The organism is Pseudomonas sp. MWU16-30322 (genome assembly GCF_020515535.1).
Classification (GTDB): Bacteria; Pseudomonadota; Gammaproteobacteria; order Pseudomonadales; family Pseudomonadaceae; genus Aquipseudomonas; species Aquipseudomonas fluorescens_H.
The window spans coordinates 136,563-153,991 of record NZ_JAIWYL010000010.1 but is presented as its reverse complement, the minus strand read 5'-3'; the positions used below and the strand labels follow the sequence as shown (position 1 = coordinate 153,991).

Sequence of the window (17,429 nt, the reverse complement as noted above, 5' to 3'; positions counted from 1 at the left end):
TTTACTCCTCTGCCCCGGCAGCTGAATGCGAATTCGAGTCCATATCCGTTGCCGCCACTTCTTTCTCTTTCTTCTCGTGCTTCAGCGGCTTGCCCGGTTTCATGCCTTCGTACTTGTCGACGATGATCTGGAACAGGTTCGGCGTGACCGAGGAGTAGAGCTCGACTGGATTGTTCTGGCTTGGCTTGGCAAGGGCTGCGTATTCAGCTTGTTCAAGCTGTTTAGGTGCCTTTTTGACTTCACTTACCCAGGCGTCGAAATCTTCCTGAGAAGTTGCGATCGCTTTGAATTTCATACCGGTGAAACCAGCACCGCTGTAGTTGGCGGAGATACCGTCCATTTCAGCGTTGCGGTCAGCGATCAGGTGCAGCTTGGTCTGCATGCCCGCCATCGCGTAGATCTGGCCGCCCAGGCCCGGGATGAAGAACGAGTTCATCACGGCGTCGGAGGTGATCTTGAAGTTGATTGGCGTGTGCGCCGGGAACACGATCTTGTTGACCGTGGCAATGCCTTGTTCCGGGTAGATGAACAGCCACTTCCAGTCCAGCGCAACGACTTCGATGGTCACCGGCTTGACGTCGGATTCAATCGGACGGTACGGGTCCAGTTTGTGGGTCGAAATGTAGGTGATGTAACCCAGGGCGATGATGATCAGAACCGGGATGGTCCAGACGGCCACCTCGATTTTGGTCGAGTGCGACCATTTCGGGGTATAGACGGCGTCCTTGTTGGAAGCGCGATACTTCCAGGCAAACAGGAAGGTCATGACGATAACCGGCACAACGACCAACAGCATCAGCAGCGTGGCGGTGATGATCAGGTTGCGCTGTTCCAGGCCGACCTGGCCCGTTGGATTGAGCAGGGTCATGTTGCAGCCTCCCAGCAACAACGTGCCGAGCAGCGGCACTAGGCCTAGTAATCTGGGGTACCTGTTTTTACTCATCTCACGACCTCTAAAGCAGCTTGCGCAATGCAGTTGGGTTTTGATCGCCAACACTTCACCCTGCCAAGGGTTGGCATTTTCTTTGGATTGAATAAGGGCCGCCCGTCGCGCGTCAGACGCTCGACAAAACCTTGGGACAGCGGTCAGTTCTTATTCGAATTCGTGGTCAAAGGCCTTGTTACAGACCAATTCCATTTGGTGCGGAAAGTTGGAAGGCACCGACACCTGGGTGTCTCAAAAGCCTTTCGGCCTGCTCGACACCCGACTTCCTGCTCGGTTCCTTATAAAGGCCGAGCAGTGCCGGGAATTCAATGCGGGCGATTGTAGATAGGTAGCGCCCTATACACCATGTCTTATCCCGAAATAATTTTTATCGCTCAGAGCAACAATCCATCACCGTTTTTGCAAAAGTTCCGCATGTTATCGAAATCAATTCTCAACAAAAACACCAAAAAATGTAGGCCTATACACCTCAGTTCAGACAGCTCCGAAGGCTTTTTCCCGGCATCGAATCGGCGCAAAGCCCGATATTCAAAGGCCTCTGGCCATCTGCCAGAGCTTGTTAAAACTGCCTGATCTGGCACATCCGTGCAAAACCAGAAAAATGCCGAAACAGACCAATCCTTTTTTGTAACATTACGCCAATCCGGGTCGCCGAAACGCCCTGCGACAGGGCGCGTGTGACAACATGTCGCACACCTGCCGCACTCTCTGTTGCCGTTCGTCACGGTGATTTCACAAACACTCTGAAATGCAAAACGCCTCGATCGGCTGATCCGCAAATCGAGGCGTTTTCTGTATCGGCCAATCAGCCGAAGAGTTGACTCAACGCAGTGCTTTTCGGTTGCGCGAGGTCAGCAGCGGAACAAGGATCACCACCAGCACGAACGCCACCAGCGCCCATTGCGCCAGCGACAGGCCGAGGATCGGCGGGTACGGTGTCGAACAGAAACCGTCGACCTGGAAGCCCAGCGGGAAGATCTTCGCCAACGGCAGGTCGTCGACAATCGGCTGCAATACATCGATGCCGCAGCTCACCGCCGGATAGAACTGGGTGTACACATGATGCCCGGCGACACCGGCCCCGGCGATCGCGCAGATCACCACCAGCACTTCGAACACCGTGATGCTGCGTCGGGTGCGCATGGCCGCGCCGATAAAGGCGAACAGCGCAATCAGCAGCAAGGCATAACGCTGCAGGATGCACAGCGGGCATGGCGCCTCGCCCAGCACGATCTGCATATAAAGAGCGCCACCGATCAGCGCCAGACAGATGACCCCCAACAGCACCAGAAAGCGCCGCTCACGTCCCAGTCGAATCGTTTCCTCGCTCATCGCGTTTCCCTTTCAAATCCATGGTTCAGCCGTTGAACGGCTGATGGTTGCCCGCAAGTCTACACGCGGGACATTACGCCGCGCAGTAGCGGGGGAATAAACGATAAGGCGGTTAAGGAATGATTAACCTTTAAACAGAATTTGATAATTGAGACCGCGTAACGGCCTTCGCGAGCAGGCTCGCTCCCACATTGGATCTGCGGCGAACACAAATCCCGCGGGAGCGAGCCTGCTCGCGAATGAAGGCAACCGCGTTTCAGATCATTCCAGAGCAGCCGCCGGCCCGAAGAACTCATAACGGCTCTGCTGCTCCGGTACACCCAAGGCTTTCAGATGCCGTTTGATCGCCCCCATGAAGCCTTTCGGCCCAAGAAAGTAAGCATCGACATCGCGCTGCTGCGGCAACCATTCACTCAACTGCTCGGCGCTCAGCATCCCGAGCTTGTCCGCCGCCGGGCTTACGCCGTCATCTTCGGCGTAGCAATAGAAGCGCTTGAGCTGTGGATGACGCGCCGCCAGACCGTCGACCCAGTCGCGGAACGCATGCACGCTGCCATTGCGCGCGCAGTGGATAAAATGCACCGGGCGTTCGGTTTGCAGCGCTGCTTCAAGCATCGCCAAAGTCGGAGTGATGCCGACACCGCCACTGATCAGCACCAACGGCTTGTCACTGGCCGTCAGGGTGAACTCGCCCGATGGCGGAAACAGCGCAATGCTTGCGCCGACGTGCAGTTGATCGTGCAAGTAGTTGGACGCACGACCACCCGGCTCGCGTTTGACGCTGATGCGGTACTGGCCCTTGTTCGCCAGTGCCGACAACGAGTAGTTGCGGCGAATCTCTTCGCCATCGAGGATCAACTTCATGCCGATGTACTGGCCCGGCTGTGCAGCAAGGATCGGACCTTTGTCCGCCGGTTCGAAGTAGAACGAGATGATCTCCGCGCTCTCCTCGACCTTGTCCACCACGATGAACTCCCGCGCCCCGCGCCAGCCGCCGACCGCTTGTTCTTTTTGGTCGTAGATCGCCGTCTCCGCGCCGATCAGAATCTCGGCCAGCTGCCCGTACGCCGCGCCCCATGCGCTCATGACCTCAGGCGTGGCGATCTCGTCGCCGAGCACTTCGGAGATGGCGCGCAGCAGGCAGGTGCCAACAATCGGGTAGTGCTCCGGGAGGATTTGCAGGGCGACGTGCTTGTTGATGATCTTCGCCACCAGATCGCCCAACTGGTCGAGCTGATCGATGTGCCGCGCATACATCAACACGCCGTTGGCCAGAGCACGCGGCTGGTCGCCACTGGCCTGGTGCGCCTGGTTGAACAGTGGACGTACCTCAGGGTACTCGGCGAGCATCATGCGGTAGAAGTGGGTGATCAGCGCTTCACCGCCGCTTTCCAGCAGAGGCACGGTGGATTTGACGATGGCACGATCCTGGACGCTAAGCATAAGAGTGACTCCTGAGCTTTTTGAGAATTACCTTAGGCTTATCAGTTTTCGTGCCAGATTATTTATCGTTATAAATCAATGGCTTATTTTTTGATTAGTCATTTAGACTCAAAGCGCCTTATAGTCATAGCGACTACATAGAGTCTCTTTGACTACAAGACCATGACCGCCAAATCCCTGCTCACCGCTCTACTGCCGCTGGTCTCCGACCTGTCCCGCGAACTGCCCGAAGGCGAGCGCTATCGACGCCTTCTCGAAGCCCTGCGCGCCCTGCTGCCATGCGACGCCGCCGCGTTGCTGCGCCTCGACGGCGAATGGCTGGTGCCATTGGCGGTGGATGGATTGAGCACCGACACCCTCGGCCGACGCTTCAAAGTCAGCGAACACCCACGTTTTGCCATCCTGCTGGAGGGCGCCGGGCCGACCCGGTTCGCCGCCGACAGCGACTTGCCCGATCCTTACGATGGCCTGGTCGATGGTCTGGGCGATCACCTCGAAGTCCATGACTGTCTCGGTTGCCCGCTGTTCGTCGAGGAAAAACTCTGGGGCCTGATTACCCTTGATGCGCTCGACCCGGAGCGTTTCGAGCCGATCGAACTCGACGCTTTGCAAGCCTTCGCCAGCCTCGCTTCGGCCACGGTCAACGCCGCCGAACGCATCGAACGCCTGGCGCTGCGTGCCGAAGACGAGCACCAGCGCGCCGAGGTCTACCGCCAGGCCAGCGGCCAGCAGCCGCGCGAAATGATCGGCCAGAGCAAGGCGCACAAACGCCTGGTGGAGGAAATCAATCTGGTCGGCGGCAGCGACCTGACCGTGCTGATCACCGGCGAAACCGGGGTCGGCAAGGAACTGGTGGCGCAGGCGATCCACGCCGCCTCCCCGCGCGCCGACAAACCGATCATCAGCCTCAACTGCGCCGCCCTGCCCGACACCCTGGTCGAGAGCGAACTGTTCGGCCACGTGCGCGGTGCCTTTACCGGCGCTACCAGCGACCGCCGCGGCAAGTTCGAACTGGCCAATGGCGGCACGCTGTTTCTCGATGAAGTCGGCGAACTGTCGCTGACCGTGCAGGCCAAATTGCTGCGTGTGCTGCAAAGCGGCCAGTTGCAGCGGCTTGGCTCGGACAAGGAACATCAGGTCGATGTGCGCCTGATCGCCGCGACCAACCGCGATCTGGCCGAAGAAGTGCGCAGCGGCCGCTACCGCGCCGACTTCTATCACCGCCTGAGCGTGTACCCGCTGCGGGTCCCGGCGCTGCGCGATCGCGGCCGCGATGTGTTGCTGCTCAGCGGCTTTTTTCTGGAACAGAACCGCTCGCGCATGGGCCTCAACAGCCTGCGCCTGAGCAGCGACGCCCAGGACGCGTTGCTCGCCTACACTTGGCCGGGCAACGTGCGCGAGCTGGAACACTTGATTGGCCGCAGCGCACTGAAAGCGCTGGGCAATTGCAAGGTACGGCCGAAGATTCTCAGCCTGAGCGCGGCAGATCTGGATCTGCCGCGCGAGGTTGTGGATAACTCGGCTGAGCCAGTTGCCGAGGTGCCTTCGATGCCGTTGATCAGCGGCGATTTGCGCAGTGCCACCGAGCAATATCAGCGGCAGTTGATCAGTGCTGCGCTTGAACGTAACCAGGATAACTGGGCGAGTGCGGCGCGGGAGCTGGGGCTGGACCGGGCGAATCTGGGGCGGATGGCCAAGCGCCTTGGAATGAGATAGATCTCCATTGTGGCGAGGGAGCTTGCTCCCGCTCGGCTGCGCAGCAGTCGCAAAATCAGCGGACATGGCCAAGCTGATACACCGCGGTGGATGGTTATGGGAGCGCTTCGCACTCCAGCGGGAGCAAGCTCCCTCGCCACAGAGCATTCGCCGCCGTTCGGCCGAGATTGGGGATTGAGCCTAAAGCCTGCCCCCGACAAGTCGATAACCCGGCATCAATAGTTTCTGGCGATTTGCACCCTCGCCCATCACCTTTTTCCACAGAAGGTTTTTATGTCTTCCAACAAAGCCCGCGCAGATTCACTTTCGCTTCTGCTGTTTACCTTGCGCAGCGGCAAGCTGATGGCGATCAACCTGCTGAAAGTCAGTGAAATCATTCCCTGCCCGCCGCTGACCAAAATGCCGGAGTCGCATCCGCACGTCAAAGGCATCGCCACCCTGCGCGGCGCTTCGCTGTCGGTGATCGACCTCAGCCGCGCGATCGGCGAGCGACCGCTGGAAGACCCGAACGGCGGCTGCCTGATCGTCACCGACGTCAGCCGCTCCAAGCAGGGTCTGCACGTTCAGGCGGTGAGCAAAATCGTCCATTGCCTGACCACCGACATCAAGCCACCGCCATTCGGCTCCGGCGGCTCGCGCGCCTACATTACCGGCGTGACTTCGGTCGACGGCACACTGGTACAAGTGCTCGACATCGAGAAAGTCATCCACAGCATCGCCCCGGCGCAGATCGAGATGGCCCCGACCGACCTGAGCATGGAAGACGCCGAAGTCCTGGGCAACGCACGGATTCTGGTGGTCGACGACAGTCAGGTGGCGTTGCAGCAATCGGTGCACACCCTGCGCAACCTCGGCCTGCAATGCCACACTGCGCGCAGTGCCAAGGAAGCCATCGACTGCCTGCTGGATCTGCAAGGCACCGCGCAACAGATCAACCTGATCGTCTCCGACATCGAAATGTCCGAGATGGACGGCTACGCCTTCACCCGCACCCTGCGCGAGACGCCGGACTTCGCCCACCTCTACGTGCTGCTGCACACCTCGCTCGACAGCGCGATGAACAGCGAGAAAGCGCGCCTGGCCGGGGCCAACGCGGTGCTGACCAAGTTCTCCTCGCCGGAACTGACGCAGCGGCTGATCGAAGCGGCCAAACACGTCGCCGCCAACGGTCACTGAGTCTTGGGCCAGACGTACTGCTTTTTGATGCGGCGCGACCTTCGCCAAGACGTGCCGCCGATCCACTGGCCGGAAGGCATTGAACTGAGCACTTATCGCCCGGAACTGGCGGCGGCGGTGCATCAGCTGATGCAACTCGGCTACCGTGAGGGCGGCGGTCGGGTGCCGGCACTGGAGGAATGGCAACTGCGCTTCGAGAGCGATCCCGAATACGACCCGGCGCTGTGTTTCATTGCCAGCGATGCCGAAGGCGTGATCGGCGTGGCGCAGTGCTGGACCAGCTCGTACATCAAGAATCTGGTGGTGCCCCCACGTGCTCAGGGCCGAGGTTTGGGTCGGGCATTGCTGCTGAATGCATTCAAGGTGTTTCAGCAACGCCGTGAAGGGTTTGTCGATCTGAAGGTGCTGGAAGACAACCTGCGGGCGCAGCGTCTGTATGAGAGTGCCGGGATGTATGTAGTCCGCCGTGAGATTGTTCCTGACTGATGCGCCGCTTTCGCGAGCAGGCTCGCTCCCACAATTTGAAATGCGTTCCAATTGTGGGAGCGGGCTTGCTCGCGAAGAGGCCGGCCCAGGCAACTTCTCACCCTCAGGCACACTCAAACCTTGGCCAAACCCAAGGATGCCCAACCATGAAAGCCCTCACCCTAAGCCTGCTCTGCCTCACCGCCCTAGCCTCCCAGGCCCACGCCTCCAGTCCCGACGCCTGGGCCGCCTACGATAAAACCGTACTCGCCAGCTGCACCAAGGCCAGCGGCCTCAAAGACGCCAAACCGGTCGGCACCCCCGCGCAATTCGATGACCGCGTCGGCTACACCGCCGTGCTGCTGCAAGGCCAATACCCGCAAAAGCACATGAAAGGCCAGCAAGGCACCGAGCTGTGCCTGTACAGCAAAAAGTCGAAAACAGCATTCGTTACCGAATGGGACTCGATCCGTCCGACCGCGAAGCCTTGAGGGCTGGCGCACAACTTGCTTCGATCAGCCTCAGCCTGGCGACTTTACGTCGCCGTTTCACACTCTGATTGAAGATTGATCGTGCAATGAATACGACGTTTTCCTGCGTCGGTTGCGGCAAATGCTGCACCGACCACCATGTGCCCCTGACCCTCGCCGAAGCCCGCATGTGGGCGGCGGATGGCGGTCAGGTGATCGTGCTGGTGGAGGCCTTTCTCGGCAACGGCCTGGGCCTGCCGGCGCAGCAGCGTGAACACGCCGAACGGCGTTCCGCGGTAGTGCGCAGCGGTACCACCGAGGCCCACGTGGCAATCACCTTCGCTGCCTACAACGTCGGTCGCTGCCGGAATCTTGACGATGACAACCTGTGCCGGATTTACGAACGCCGGCCGTTGGTGTGCAGGATTTATCCGGCAGAAATCAATCCACACATCGCACTCAACCCTGCCGCCAAGGATTGCCCGCCCGAGTCGTGGCAACAGGGGCCGCTGCTGATTGTCGGCGGGGAGTTGGTCGATCAGGAACTGCTGGAGCTGATCCAGCGTTCGCGTCAGGCCGATCGCGATGACATCCGGATCAAGGATGCGATCTGCGCCGCACTGGGGATTCGCACCACAGCGCTCAAGGGCGATGGGTTTACCGCATATTTGCCGGAAATGGGCGCGTTTGCGGCCGTGATCGATCAGGTTTCAGCACAGCCTCTGAACACAGAATCCAGTGAATGGCTGTTTCATTTGTCCGGGGATGATGTGGCCGGGCAGTTGCTCGCAGCCGGGGCACAGGTGGTGACGGAGCCGGCGCAGACGTATGCGTTTATTTCGCTGCGGGCGGCTTGATCCGAATCTCGTACTGCCTGAAGTGGCGCTTTCGGGAGCAAGCCCCCTCCCACAGGGATCTGAGCTGTACACAGAACAATGGATCAACCCATAACCCTGTGGGAGGGGGACTGCTTTTATTGGAAGAACTCGCTGCGCTGCAGCGCGCTGCGCAGATTATTCATGGTCTGGGTCATCTGCGGGCCGATGCCCCCTTTGACCAGCTCGCCGTCGGCATCCAGCCCCAGCACACCGGACAAGTAGACCGCATCGCCAATCCGCACTGCGTCGGAAAACGGCAAGCCTCCGACATTGGGTTGGTAACGCGGCGAAGCGTTGGTGATCGGCGGTAAAAAGCGCCGAGTGATCGCCTGATACTCGCCCGTTTGCTGGAGACGCGCGAGCGCCGAATTCAAATCATCACGCAGCCGGGTGTCGGTTTTGCGTACGGCCATGGCCACCCCGCTTCCCAGCATCGGATCCTTGATCGCCGGGCCTGCAAACGCGAAGTCGTGCCCCTGAGGCTGGCTCAACAGTGCGTGGGTTATCTCGATGGAGTCCTGCAAAGTGGCGTCGATTTCGCCCGCCAGAAGACTGGCAATCAACTGATCGTTGAACTGAAAACTGCGCACCGTCACGCCGGAACCGGCCCAACGGGCCGTAGCGAACGCTTCCCGGCTGGTGCCGGCCAGCACACCGACCCGCCTCCCCTTGAGCGATTGCACATCCGGTTGCAGATTCGCCGCCCTGCGCGCCACCAACTGGCTGCTCAGCGGATACAGGTTGTCGGTAAAATCCAGCTGCTCGCGCCGCGCCGGCGTGGCGGTCATGGGCATGATCACATCGAAACGATGGGCCTGGAGCGCTTGGATATTGGTCGCGTAATCCTGATCGACCCACACGCAGCGCCTGTGCAGCTCGGCGCACAACGCATTGCCCAATTCAATGTTCAGCCCCACCAGTTCCCCTGCGTCGTTGCGACTTTCAAAGGGCGGAACAAGGGGCTCGATGCCAAACCTGAGCGTCGGCTCTACCGGCGACGAAACGCAACCGGTAGTCAGGGCCAGGAGCAGCAGGGCAGACAGGTTTCTTGCCAGAGACATTGGGGCGACCTTCATCAGAGATTTCACAAGTGCATGAATCTTTGACGAAAGGTCACCGGCATTCCCAGAGGACGAATCATCTATCGCTGTGGGAATAATCCTTTTCTGACAGAGATGCCGTCAGGTCCGATCAGCGCTTGCCCATCGAACGACGGGTGCCCGGCGGCGCCATGCCCGGGGTCTTGGTGTGGCCATTCTTGGCGCCGTTCTTGTACCACGGCTGATTCGAACCCTTGGCCGCCGCCAGTTCACCCGGTTTGAACGGGAACTTGAAAGCCGCAATCTCGGGTTTGCTCTCGCTGGCGTCAGCCAGTTCAGCCGGGACATCGCTCACAGCGTCGTCAACCGGCGGTTGGGTCGGGGAAGTCATAAAAGCTCCGCAAAGCAAAAAGTCGGGCCCGAACAGTGAGCCGCGAAGGCGCGCAGTATACCTGCGCGCCCAGACTCGGCACCTGAAGATTTGCACCGCTCGCCGAACGGTTTACAGGTAAGTGATGGTGACGATGCCTTTATCGCTCGACGTCTTCAGCGCTTGATAGGTCATGGAAAACGGCAGCGACTGATGGCTGCAAGCGTTGCGATAGGTATCCACATCAACTTGCAGACCCGGTTTGATTTCAACCTGCCGCGACACATCGGAGGCCAACGACCCGGCACGCTCCACCGCACAACCGGAATCGACGATCTGCCCGGTGAAACGGATCTCGCCGGAAGTCGATTGCGGCGCGGCACAGACTGCCAATGGAAGCAAAACAAGCACACTCGCCAAAGCGGTTTTCAGATTCATTGCACGACACTCCCGAAGAGGCCCGCTCAATTTGACGGCCGGGCTGTACAACGTTTATCCGCGGGTGAGGGCGGATCTTTAGGAGCGTAGATGTTGCGAGGCACAAACGTTCCGATTTAGAGATATTGGGTGGTGGAATTGGGGGGATGGTCACGGTTTTGAATGGCGGTGGCTGGACTGTCGTCATCGCCAGCAGGCTGGCTCCTACAGTTGGAATGGGTGTGGTCAGGTGGAAAGTGGTCGGCTGTCAGGCCGCCTTCGCGAGCAAGCCCGCTCCCACAGTTGGATTGAGTGCATTCAGCTGGAAATTGGTCGGCTCGCAGGCTGGCTCCCACAAAAGCGCTAAAGCCGAACGCACGCTCTTCACCACTCAAATGGCCGAGTGTCAGCTCGCCGAAAGCTCTTGATCTTGCCGTGCCGGCCCCGTCGGCAGGCTGAGTGGAGGGATTGATCCGGGGGTGGGAGCGCAGCGACCGTTTGGCGCAGCCAAACACAGCGAGAGGAGGTGCAGCGAAGCAAACCGGAGGCGCTGCGCCCGGATCAATCCCGGAGCGAAGGAACCCGAGCCTAAGCGAGGGCCGAACGTTGGGGCCAAGCCTTTTGCTTACTTTTCGCTGGGCCGGCACTCCGGCGTCTGGAAAAGTGAGCCGCTGTAAGAGCGGAACCATAAGAAGCCGTTACCGCAGCAACGGATATGTACCCCATCAACCCACAACATGGTCGGCCCAGAGGCCGCCAAGCCAAACGAAACTGACAGCGCTGACAGCTAGCCGTCACCCTCCTGACCCCCAAACAAGCTTATAAATACCCAACCTGCCCAAACTCAACCCCTTGGCGCCCCAATCGCATGCGAATCCAGAAACGAACCGCCCTGCTCGCCACCCCGCTGATCATCGTCGCCGCTCTGGGCCTGTGGTACGCCACCAAACCGGCCCAGACCAAACTCGCCACCCCCACCGCCATCCCGGTCCGGGTCGTGGCAGTCAGCGAAAAGGACGTCCCCCGCTACGTCAGCGGCATCGGTTCGGTTCTCTCATTGCACAGCGTCGTGGTACGCCCGCAGATCGACGGCATTCTGACAAAGATCTTCGTCAAAGAAGGCCAACTGGTCAAAGCAGGCGACCTGCTCGCCACCATCGACGACCGCTCGATCCGCGCCAGTCTTGATCAGGCCCGCGCACAACTGGGCGAAAGCCAGGCCCAACTGGAAGTCGCCCTGGTCAACCTCAAGCGCTACAAACTGCTCAGCGTCGACGACGGCGTCTCCAAGCAGACCTACGATCAGCAACAGGCGCTGGTCAACCAGTTGAAGGCCACCGCCCAAGGCAACCAGGCTTCGATTGACGCCGCGCAGGTACAACTTTCCTACACCCAGATCCGCTCCCCGGTCACCGGCCGCGTCGGTATTCGCACAGTCGATGAAGGCAACTTCCTGCGCATGACCGACACCCAGGGCCTGTTCACCGTCACCCAGATCGACCCGATCGCCGTCGAGTTCTCGCTGCCGCAACAAATGCTGCCGACCCTGCAAGGTCTGATCAACGACCCGCAGCACGCGCAGGTCAAGGCCTACATCGGCGCCGACACCGACGGCGAAACCGGCAACCTGCTCGGCGAAGGTCACCTGACCCTGATCGACAACCAGATCAACGCCAACACCGGCACCATCCGCGCCAAGGCCGAATTCGACAACGCCAGCCAGAAGCTCTGGCCGGGCCTGCTGGTGACGGTAAAAATTCAGACGGCACTGGATAAGAATGCGCTGGTGGTGCCGCCTACCGTCGTACAACGCGGCCTCGACCAACACTTCGTTTACCGCGTGAACGGCGACAAGGTCGAAGCCGTACAAGTGCAGATGGTTTATCAGGGCAGCGGCCAGGACATCATCAAAGGCGTGAAGGCGGGTGATCAATTAGTCAGTGACGGCCAGTCGCGGCTCAAACCCGGTTCGACCGTGCAGGTGATGACCGAGCCGCCGCAGGTGGTCGAAGCGGAGCCCAAGCCATGAAGGAGCACAAAGGCGTCTCCACATGGTGTATCGACCACCCGGTCGCGACCATTCTGCTGACCTTCGCCCTGGTGCTGCTCGGGGTAATTGCCTTCCCGCGCCTGCCGATTGCGCCACTGCCGGAAGCGGAGTTTCCGACGATCCAGGTTTCCGCGCAGTTGCCCGGCGCCAGCCCTGACACCATGGCGTCCTCCGTGGCCACGCCGCTTGAAGTGCAATTCAGCGCCATCCCCGGCATGACCCAGATGACCTCCAGCAGTGCGCTCGGCTCAAGCCTGTTGACCCTGCAATTCACCCTCGACAAAAGCATCGACACCGCCGCCCAAGAAGTACAAGCGGCGATCAACACCGCCGCCGGCAAACTGCCCAAGGACATGCCGACGCTGCCGACCTGGAAGAAGGTCAACCCGGCCGACAGCCCGGTGCTGATCCTCAGTGTCAGCTCCACACAAATGCCCGGCACCGAACTCAGCGACCTGGTGGAAACCCTGCTCTCGCGTCAGATCAGTCAGATCGACGGTGTAGGCCAGATCAACATCACCGGTCAGCAACGTCCGGCGATCCGCGTGCAAGCCTCGGCCGACAAACTGGCTGCCATCGGCCTGACTCTGGCCGACATTCGCCTGGCGATCCAGCAGACCAGCCTGAACCTCGCCAAAGGTGCGTTGTATGGCGAATCGAGTATCTCCACGCTGTCGACCAACGACCAGTTGTTCCATCCCGAGGACTACAGCCAGCTGATCGTTTCCTACAAGGACGGCGCCCCGGTTCACCTGAGAGATGTCGCCAAAGTCGTCAACGGTTCGGAAGATGCCTACGTGCAAGCCTGGGCCGGTGATCAACCCGGTGTGAACCTGGTGATCTCGCGCCAGCCCGGTGCGAACATCGTCGAAACCGTCGACCGTATTCAAGCGGCGCTGCCGGGCCTGGAAGCCATGCTGCCGGCCTCGGTGCAGGTCAAAGTGCTGATCGACCGCACCCAGACCATTCGCGCGTCGCTGCATGAAGTGGAAATCACCCTGTTGATCGCCATTCTGCTGGTGGTGGCGGTGATGGCGCTGTTCCTGCGCCAACTGTCGGCGACGCTGATTGTCTCGGCGGTGCTCGGCGTGTCACTGGTGGCCAGTTTCGCCCTGATGTACATCCTCGGTTTCAGCCTGAACAACCTGACGCTGGTGGCGATTGTGGTGGCCGTGGGGTTTGTGGTCGACGATGCGATTGTGGTGGTGGAGAACATCCACCGGCATCTGGAGGCCGGCGACGGCATGCGTGAGGCGGCGGTCAAGGGCGCCGGCGAGATCGGCTTCACCGTGGTCTCGATCAGCTTCTCGCTGGTGGCGGCGTTCATTCCGCTGCTGTTCATGGGCGGTGTGGTCGGGCGGCTGTTCAAGGAATTCGCCCTGACCGCGACTTCGACCATTCTTATTTCGGTAGTGGTATCGCTGACGCTGGCGCCAACCCTGGCCGCGCTGTTCATGCGCAAACCGGTGCATCATGCCCATGACAAACCGGGCTTCAGTGAGCGTCTGCTGGCGTGGTACGAGAAAGGCCTGCGCCGCGCCCTCGCCCATCAGAAACTGATGATCGGCGTGTTCTGCCTGTCCCTCGGATTGGCAATTGCCGGTTACATCTTTATTCCCAAGGGCTTCTTCCCGATTCAGGACACCGGGTTCGTGCTCGGTACCACCGAAGCCGCTGCGGATATTTCCTACGGCGACATGGTGAAAAAACACCTGGCGATGGCCGAAATCGTCGCGGCCGACCCGGCAGTCGAAGCGTTTTCCCACTCGGTGGGCGTGTCCGGCAGCAACCAGACCATCGCCAACGGCCGCTTCTGGATCGCCCTGAAAAAACGCGGCGACCGCGACGTCTCGGCCAGCCAGTTCATCGACCGTATCCGTCCGAAACTGATGAAAGTCCCGGGCATCGTCCTGTACCTGCGCGCCGGCCAGGACATCAACCTCAGCTCCGGCCCAAGCCGCGCCCAGTACCAATACGTACTCAAGAGCAATGACGGCGCGACCCTGGCCACCTGGACCCAGCGCCTGACCGAGAAGCTGCGCAGCATCCCGGCGTTCCGCGACATTTCCAATGACCTGCAACTGGGCGGCAGCATCACCCATATCAGCATCGACCGCAGCGCCGCCGCGCGTTTCGGCCTGACCGCGAGTGATGTCGACGAGGCGCTGTACGATGCGTTCGGCCAGCGCCAGATCAATGAATTCCAGACCCAGGTCAACCAGTACAACGTGATTCTGGAGCTCGATACCCAACAGCGCGGCAAGGCCGAAAGCCTCAACTATTTCTACCTGCGCTCGCCGTTGAGCGGGGAAATGGTGCCGCTGTCGGCGCTGGCGAAATTCGACGCGCCGACCATCGGCCCGCTGTCGATTGCCCATGACGGCATGTTCCCCGCCGCCAACCTGTCGTTCAACCTGGCACCCGGCGTGGCCTTGGGCGACGCGGTGATCCTGCTCAACCAGGCCAAGGCCGAGATCGGCATGCCGACCGCAATCAGCGGCAACTTCCAGGGCGCAGCGCAGGCATTCCAGAGTTCGCTCGCCAGTCAGCCGTGGTTGATTCTCGCGGCGCTGGTGGCGGTGTACATCATTCTCGGCGTGCTTTATGAGAGCTTCGTGCATCCACTGACGATCATCTCGACCCTGCCGGCGGCGGGTCTCGGTGCAGTGATCATGCTGTGGATCTGCGGTCAGGACTTTTCGATCATGGCGTTGATCGGGCTGGTGCTGCTGATCGGTATCGTCAAAAAGAACGGCATTCTGATGATCGACTTCGCCCTGGAAGCCCAGCGCAATCGCGGACTGGCGCCGCAGGAGGCGATTTTCGAAGCGTGCCTGACGCGGTTCCGGCCGATCATCATGACCACACTCGCCGCGCTGCTCGGCGCGTTGCCGCTGATGCTCGGTTACGGCACTGGCGCCGAACTGCGCCAGCCGCTGGGGATCGCGGTGGTGGGCGGCTTGCTGGTCAGCCAGATGCTGACGCTGTTTACCACGCCGGTCATATACTTGTGGCTTGAGCGGCTGTTCCACAGGCCCAAACCAATGCCCACGACGGCACTGGCGACTACAGACTGAGGCGGTCATGCGCGTTCTGATTATCGAAGACGAGGAAAAAACCGCGGATTATCTGCACCGCGGTCTGACGGAACAGGGTTACACCGTGGATCTGGCCCGCGACGGCGTCGAGGGCCTGCACCTGGCGCTGGAAAGCGACTACGCGGTGATCGTCCTCGACGTGATGTTGCCGGGTCTGGACGGCTTCGGCGTGCTGCGCGCCTTACGTGCGCGCAAGCAGACCCCGGTGATCATGCTCACCGCCCGCGAGCGGGTTGAAGACCGGATCAGGGGCCTGCGTGACGGCGCCGACGATTACCTCGGCAAGCCGTTTTCCTTTCTGGAGCTGGTAGCGCGTTTGCAGGCGCTGACCCGGCGCAGCGGTGGCCATGAACCGGTGCAAGTGAGCATCGCCGACCTGTGGATCGATCTGATCAGCCGCAAGGCCACCCGCGCCGGCACCCGACTGGATCTGACGGCGAAAGAGTTCTCGCTGCTCAGCGTTCTGGCGCGCCGACAAGGTGAAATCCTCTCGAAAACCGCGATTGCCGAGATGGTCTGGGACATCAATTTCGACAGCGACGCGAATGTCGTCGAAGTCGCGATCAAGCGTCTGCGGGCCAAGCTCGACGGGCCGTTCGACGAGAAACTGCTGCACACCATTCGTGGCATGGGTTACGTGCTGGAGAGCCGTGGTGTCCAGTAACTCGATTGCCCTGCGCCTCAGTGGGATGTTTACGCTGGTGGCTTTGCTGGTGTTTCTGTTGATCGGCGGCGCGCTGTATCAGCAGGTCGACAAGGGCCTGGGCCTGCTGCCGGAAGCCGAGCTGGATGCGCGTTACAGTGTGCTCGAATCCACCGTCGGTCGTTACGGCACGCCCGATCATTGGGTGAAGATCAACAACAAACTCAAGCTGCTGGGCGAGGAAGACAAGCGCATCAGTTTCTGGATCAGCAGCGGTGACCCGCAGTATGAGTTTGGCAACCTGACCCCGCAGATTCGCGAGTTCGCCAACGGCCCGTTGGGCATGCGCGACCTGCAATTGCCCGACCAGCCCTATCCGCTGAAAGTGCTGGTCAGCCAGTTTCCGGCCAAGGACCAACGCCCGCCGCTGCGCTTCATGATCGGCATCGACACCGATACGTTTCACCAGACGCAACATCAGTTGCTGATTGCCTTGATCGGTCTGGCGATTATCGGCGTGGCGCTGGCCTCGGCGCTCGGGTACTGGGTGGCACGGATTGGCCTGCAACCGCTGATCAAACTGTCCCACGAGGCGCAGCGTCTGGCGCCGCCATTGCGCGCTGGACGCCTGCGCATGTCGCCGTTGCCGCCGGAACTGGAACAGTTTGTCGACTCGTTCAACTCAACCCTTGAGCGGGTCGAACAGGCCTATTCGCGGCTGGAATCGTTCAACGCCGACGTGGCGCATGAGCTGCGTTCGCCGCTGACCAACCTGATCGGCCAGACTCAGGTCGCGCTGACCCGCGGGCGCTCCGCCGAGCATTACTTCGAAGTGCTGCAATCCAATCTGGAAGAGCTGGAACGCCTGCGTTCGATCATCAACGACATGCTGTTCCTTGCCAGCGCCGACCAGGGCAGCAAGGCGACCAAACTGACCGAGACCTCGCTGGCGGATGAAGTTGCAACCACGCTGGATTACCTGGATTTCATCCTCGAAGACGCGCAAGTGCAGGTGCATGTGAGTGGCGACGCACAGGTGCGGATCGAGATCGCGCATCTGCGTCGGGCATTGATCAATCTGCTGAGCAACGCCGTGCAGCATACCGAGCCGGGCCAGGTGATCGAAGTGCGGATCGAAGTCGAGGAACATCAGGTCAGCATCGGCGTGGCCAACCCCGGATCGCCGATTGCCAGCGAGCATTTGCCGCGCTTGTTCGAACGCTTCTATCGGGTCGATGCCTCGCGCAGCAACAGCGGCAACAACCATGGATTGGGGCTGGCGATCGTCAAGGCGATTGCGCTGATGCACGGTGGCGATGTGTTTGTGCGCAGCGACCGGGGGATGAATACGTTCGGCATCCACCTCCCGGTTTAACTGAAAAGCA

16 protein-coding genes are annotated in these 17,429 nt (G+C 60.5%); 10 read left to right on the top strand and 6 right to left on the bottom strand.

What is annotated here, in order from left to right:
• Position 1: 1 nt before the first annotated feature.
• The 3 genes from cyoA to hmpA all read right to left on the bottom strand — a co-directional run bounded on the left by cyoA (position 2) and on the right by hmpA (position 3,721).
• On the bottom strand, positions 2-943 hold the full coding sequence (cyoA, locus tag LCH64_RS21485; RefSeq protein WP_003227985.1) for a ubiquinol oxidase subunit II: 942 nt from the start codon (positions 941-943) through the stop codon (positions 2-4).
• A gap of 825 nt (positions 944-1,768) precedes the next feature.
• Entirely contained in the window at positions 1,769-2,278 is a 510-nt protein-coding gene (locus LCH64_RS21480) for a disulfide bond formation protein B (RefSeq protein WP_003227988.1), read from the bottom strand.
• A 261-nt stretch (positions 2,279-2,539) separates the two neighbouring features.
• Positions 2,540-3,721, bottom strand: a complete 1,182-nt coding sequence (gene hmpA / locus LCH64_RS21475) for an NO-inducible flavohemoprotein (RefSeq protein ID WP_226501192.1) — start codon at positions 3,719-3,721, stop codon at positions 2,540-2,542.
• Positions 3,722-3,883: 162 nt separating this feature from the next.
• Here hmpA and norR point away from each other — a divergent pair, with 162 nt between their 5' ends.
• From norR to LCH64_RS21450, 5 genes are all read left to right on the top strand, one after another.
• Entirely contained in the window at positions 3,884-5,437 is a 1,554-nt protein-coding gene (gene norR / locus LCH64_RS21470) for a nitric oxide reductase transcriptional regulator NorR (protein WP_226501191.1), read from the top strand.
• A 273-nt stretch (positions 5,438-5,710) separates the two neighbouring features.
• The gene (locus tag LCH64_RS21465; protein WP_003227992.1) at positions 5,711-6,613 is read left to right on the top strand and encodes a chemotaxis protein; all 903 of its coding nucleotides are present in this window, start codon (positions 5,711-5,713) and stop codon (positions 6,611-6,613) included.
• A 27-nt stretch (positions 6,614-6,640) separates the two neighbouring features.
• On the top strand, positions 6,641-7,099 hold the full coding sequence (locus LCH64_RS21460; protein ID WP_226501190.1) for a GNAT family N-acetyltransferase: 459 nt from the start codon (positions 6,641-6,643) through the stop codon (positions 7,097-7,099).
• A gap of 146 nt (positions 7,100-7,245) precedes the next feature.
• On the top strand, positions 7,246-7,569 hold the full coding sequence (locus tag LCH64_RS21455) for a hypothetical protein (RefSeq protein ID WP_226501189.1): 324 nt from the start codon (positions 7,246-7,248) through the stop codon (positions 7,567-7,569).
• A gap of 86 nt (positions 7,570-7,655) precedes the next feature.
• Positions 7,656-8,405, top strand: coding sequence for a YkgJ family cysteine cluster protein (locus tag LCH64_RS21450; RefSeq protein WP_226501188.1), 750 nt, complete (start codon positions 7,656-7,658; stop codon positions 8,403-8,405).
• A gap of 116 nt (positions 8,406-8,521) precedes the next feature.
• Here LCH64_RS21450 and LCH64_RS21445 read toward each other — a convergent pair whose 3' ends face one another.
• The 3 genes from LCH64_RS21445 to LCH64_RS21435 all read right to left on the bottom strand — a co-directional run bounded on the left by LCH64_RS21445 (position 8,522) and on the right by LCH64_RS21435 (position 10,274).
• Complete coding sequence (locus LCH64_RS21445) at positions 8,522-9,487, bottom strand: transporter substrate-binding domain-containing protein (RefSeq protein ID WP_226501187.1); 966 nt, start codon at positions 9,485-9,487, stop codon at positions 8,522-8,524.
• Positions 9,488-9,617: 130 nt separating this feature from the next.
• On the bottom strand, positions 9,618-9,857 hold the full coding sequence (locus LCH64_RS21440; protein WP_003228000.1) for a hypothetical protein: 240 nt from the start codon (positions 9,855-9,857) through the stop codon (positions 9,618-9,620).
• A 111-nt stretch (positions 9,858-9,968) separates the two neighbouring features.
• Positions 9,969-10,274 (bottom strand): type 1 fimbrial protein, encoded by a 306-nt coding sequence (locus tag LCH64_RS21435; protein WP_098965528.1) that lies wholly within the window; start codon positions 10,272-10,274, stop codon positions 9,969-9,971.
• A 146-nt stretch (positions 10,275-10,420) separates the two neighbouring features.
• On the opposite strand from LCH64_RS21435, the gene LCH64_RS21430 reads away from it, so the two are divergent.
• From LCH64_RS21430 to LCH64_RS21410, 5 genes are all read left to right on the top strand, one after another.
• Entirely contained in the window at positions 10,421-10,681 is a 261-nt protein-coding gene (locus LCH64_RS21430; protein WP_226501186.1) for a hypothetical protein, read from the top strand.
• A gap of 440 nt (positions 10,682-11,121) precedes the next feature.
• Complete coding sequence (locus LCH64_RS21425; RefSeq protein ID WP_226501185.1) at positions 11,122-12,282, top strand: efflux RND transporter periplasmic adaptor subunit; 1,161 nt, start codon at positions 11,122-11,124, stop codon at positions 12,280-12,282.
• On the top strand, positions 12,279-15,380 hold the full coding sequence (locus LCH64_RS21420; protein WP_103485648.1) for a multidrug efflux RND transporter permease subunit: 3,102 nt from the start codon (positions 12,279-12,281) through the stop codon (positions 15,378-15,380). The genes LCH64_RS21425 and LCH64_RS21420 overlap by 4 nt, the downstream gene beginning before the upstream one ends.
• 7 nt (positions 15,381-15,387) lie before the next feature.
• Entirely contained in the window at positions 15,388-16,065 is a 678-nt protein-coding gene (locus LCH64_RS21415; RefSeq protein WP_003228008.1) for a heavy metal response regulator transcription factor, read from the top strand.
• Positions 16,055-17,419, top strand: coding sequence for a heavy metal sensor histidine kinase (locus LCH64_RS21410; protein WP_226501184.1), 1,365 nt, complete (start codon positions 16,055-16,057; stop codon positions 17,417-17,419). Before LCH64_RS21415 ends, LCH64_RS21410 begins: the two co-directional genes overlap by 11 nt.
• Positions 17,420-17,429 lie beyond the last annotated feature (10 nt).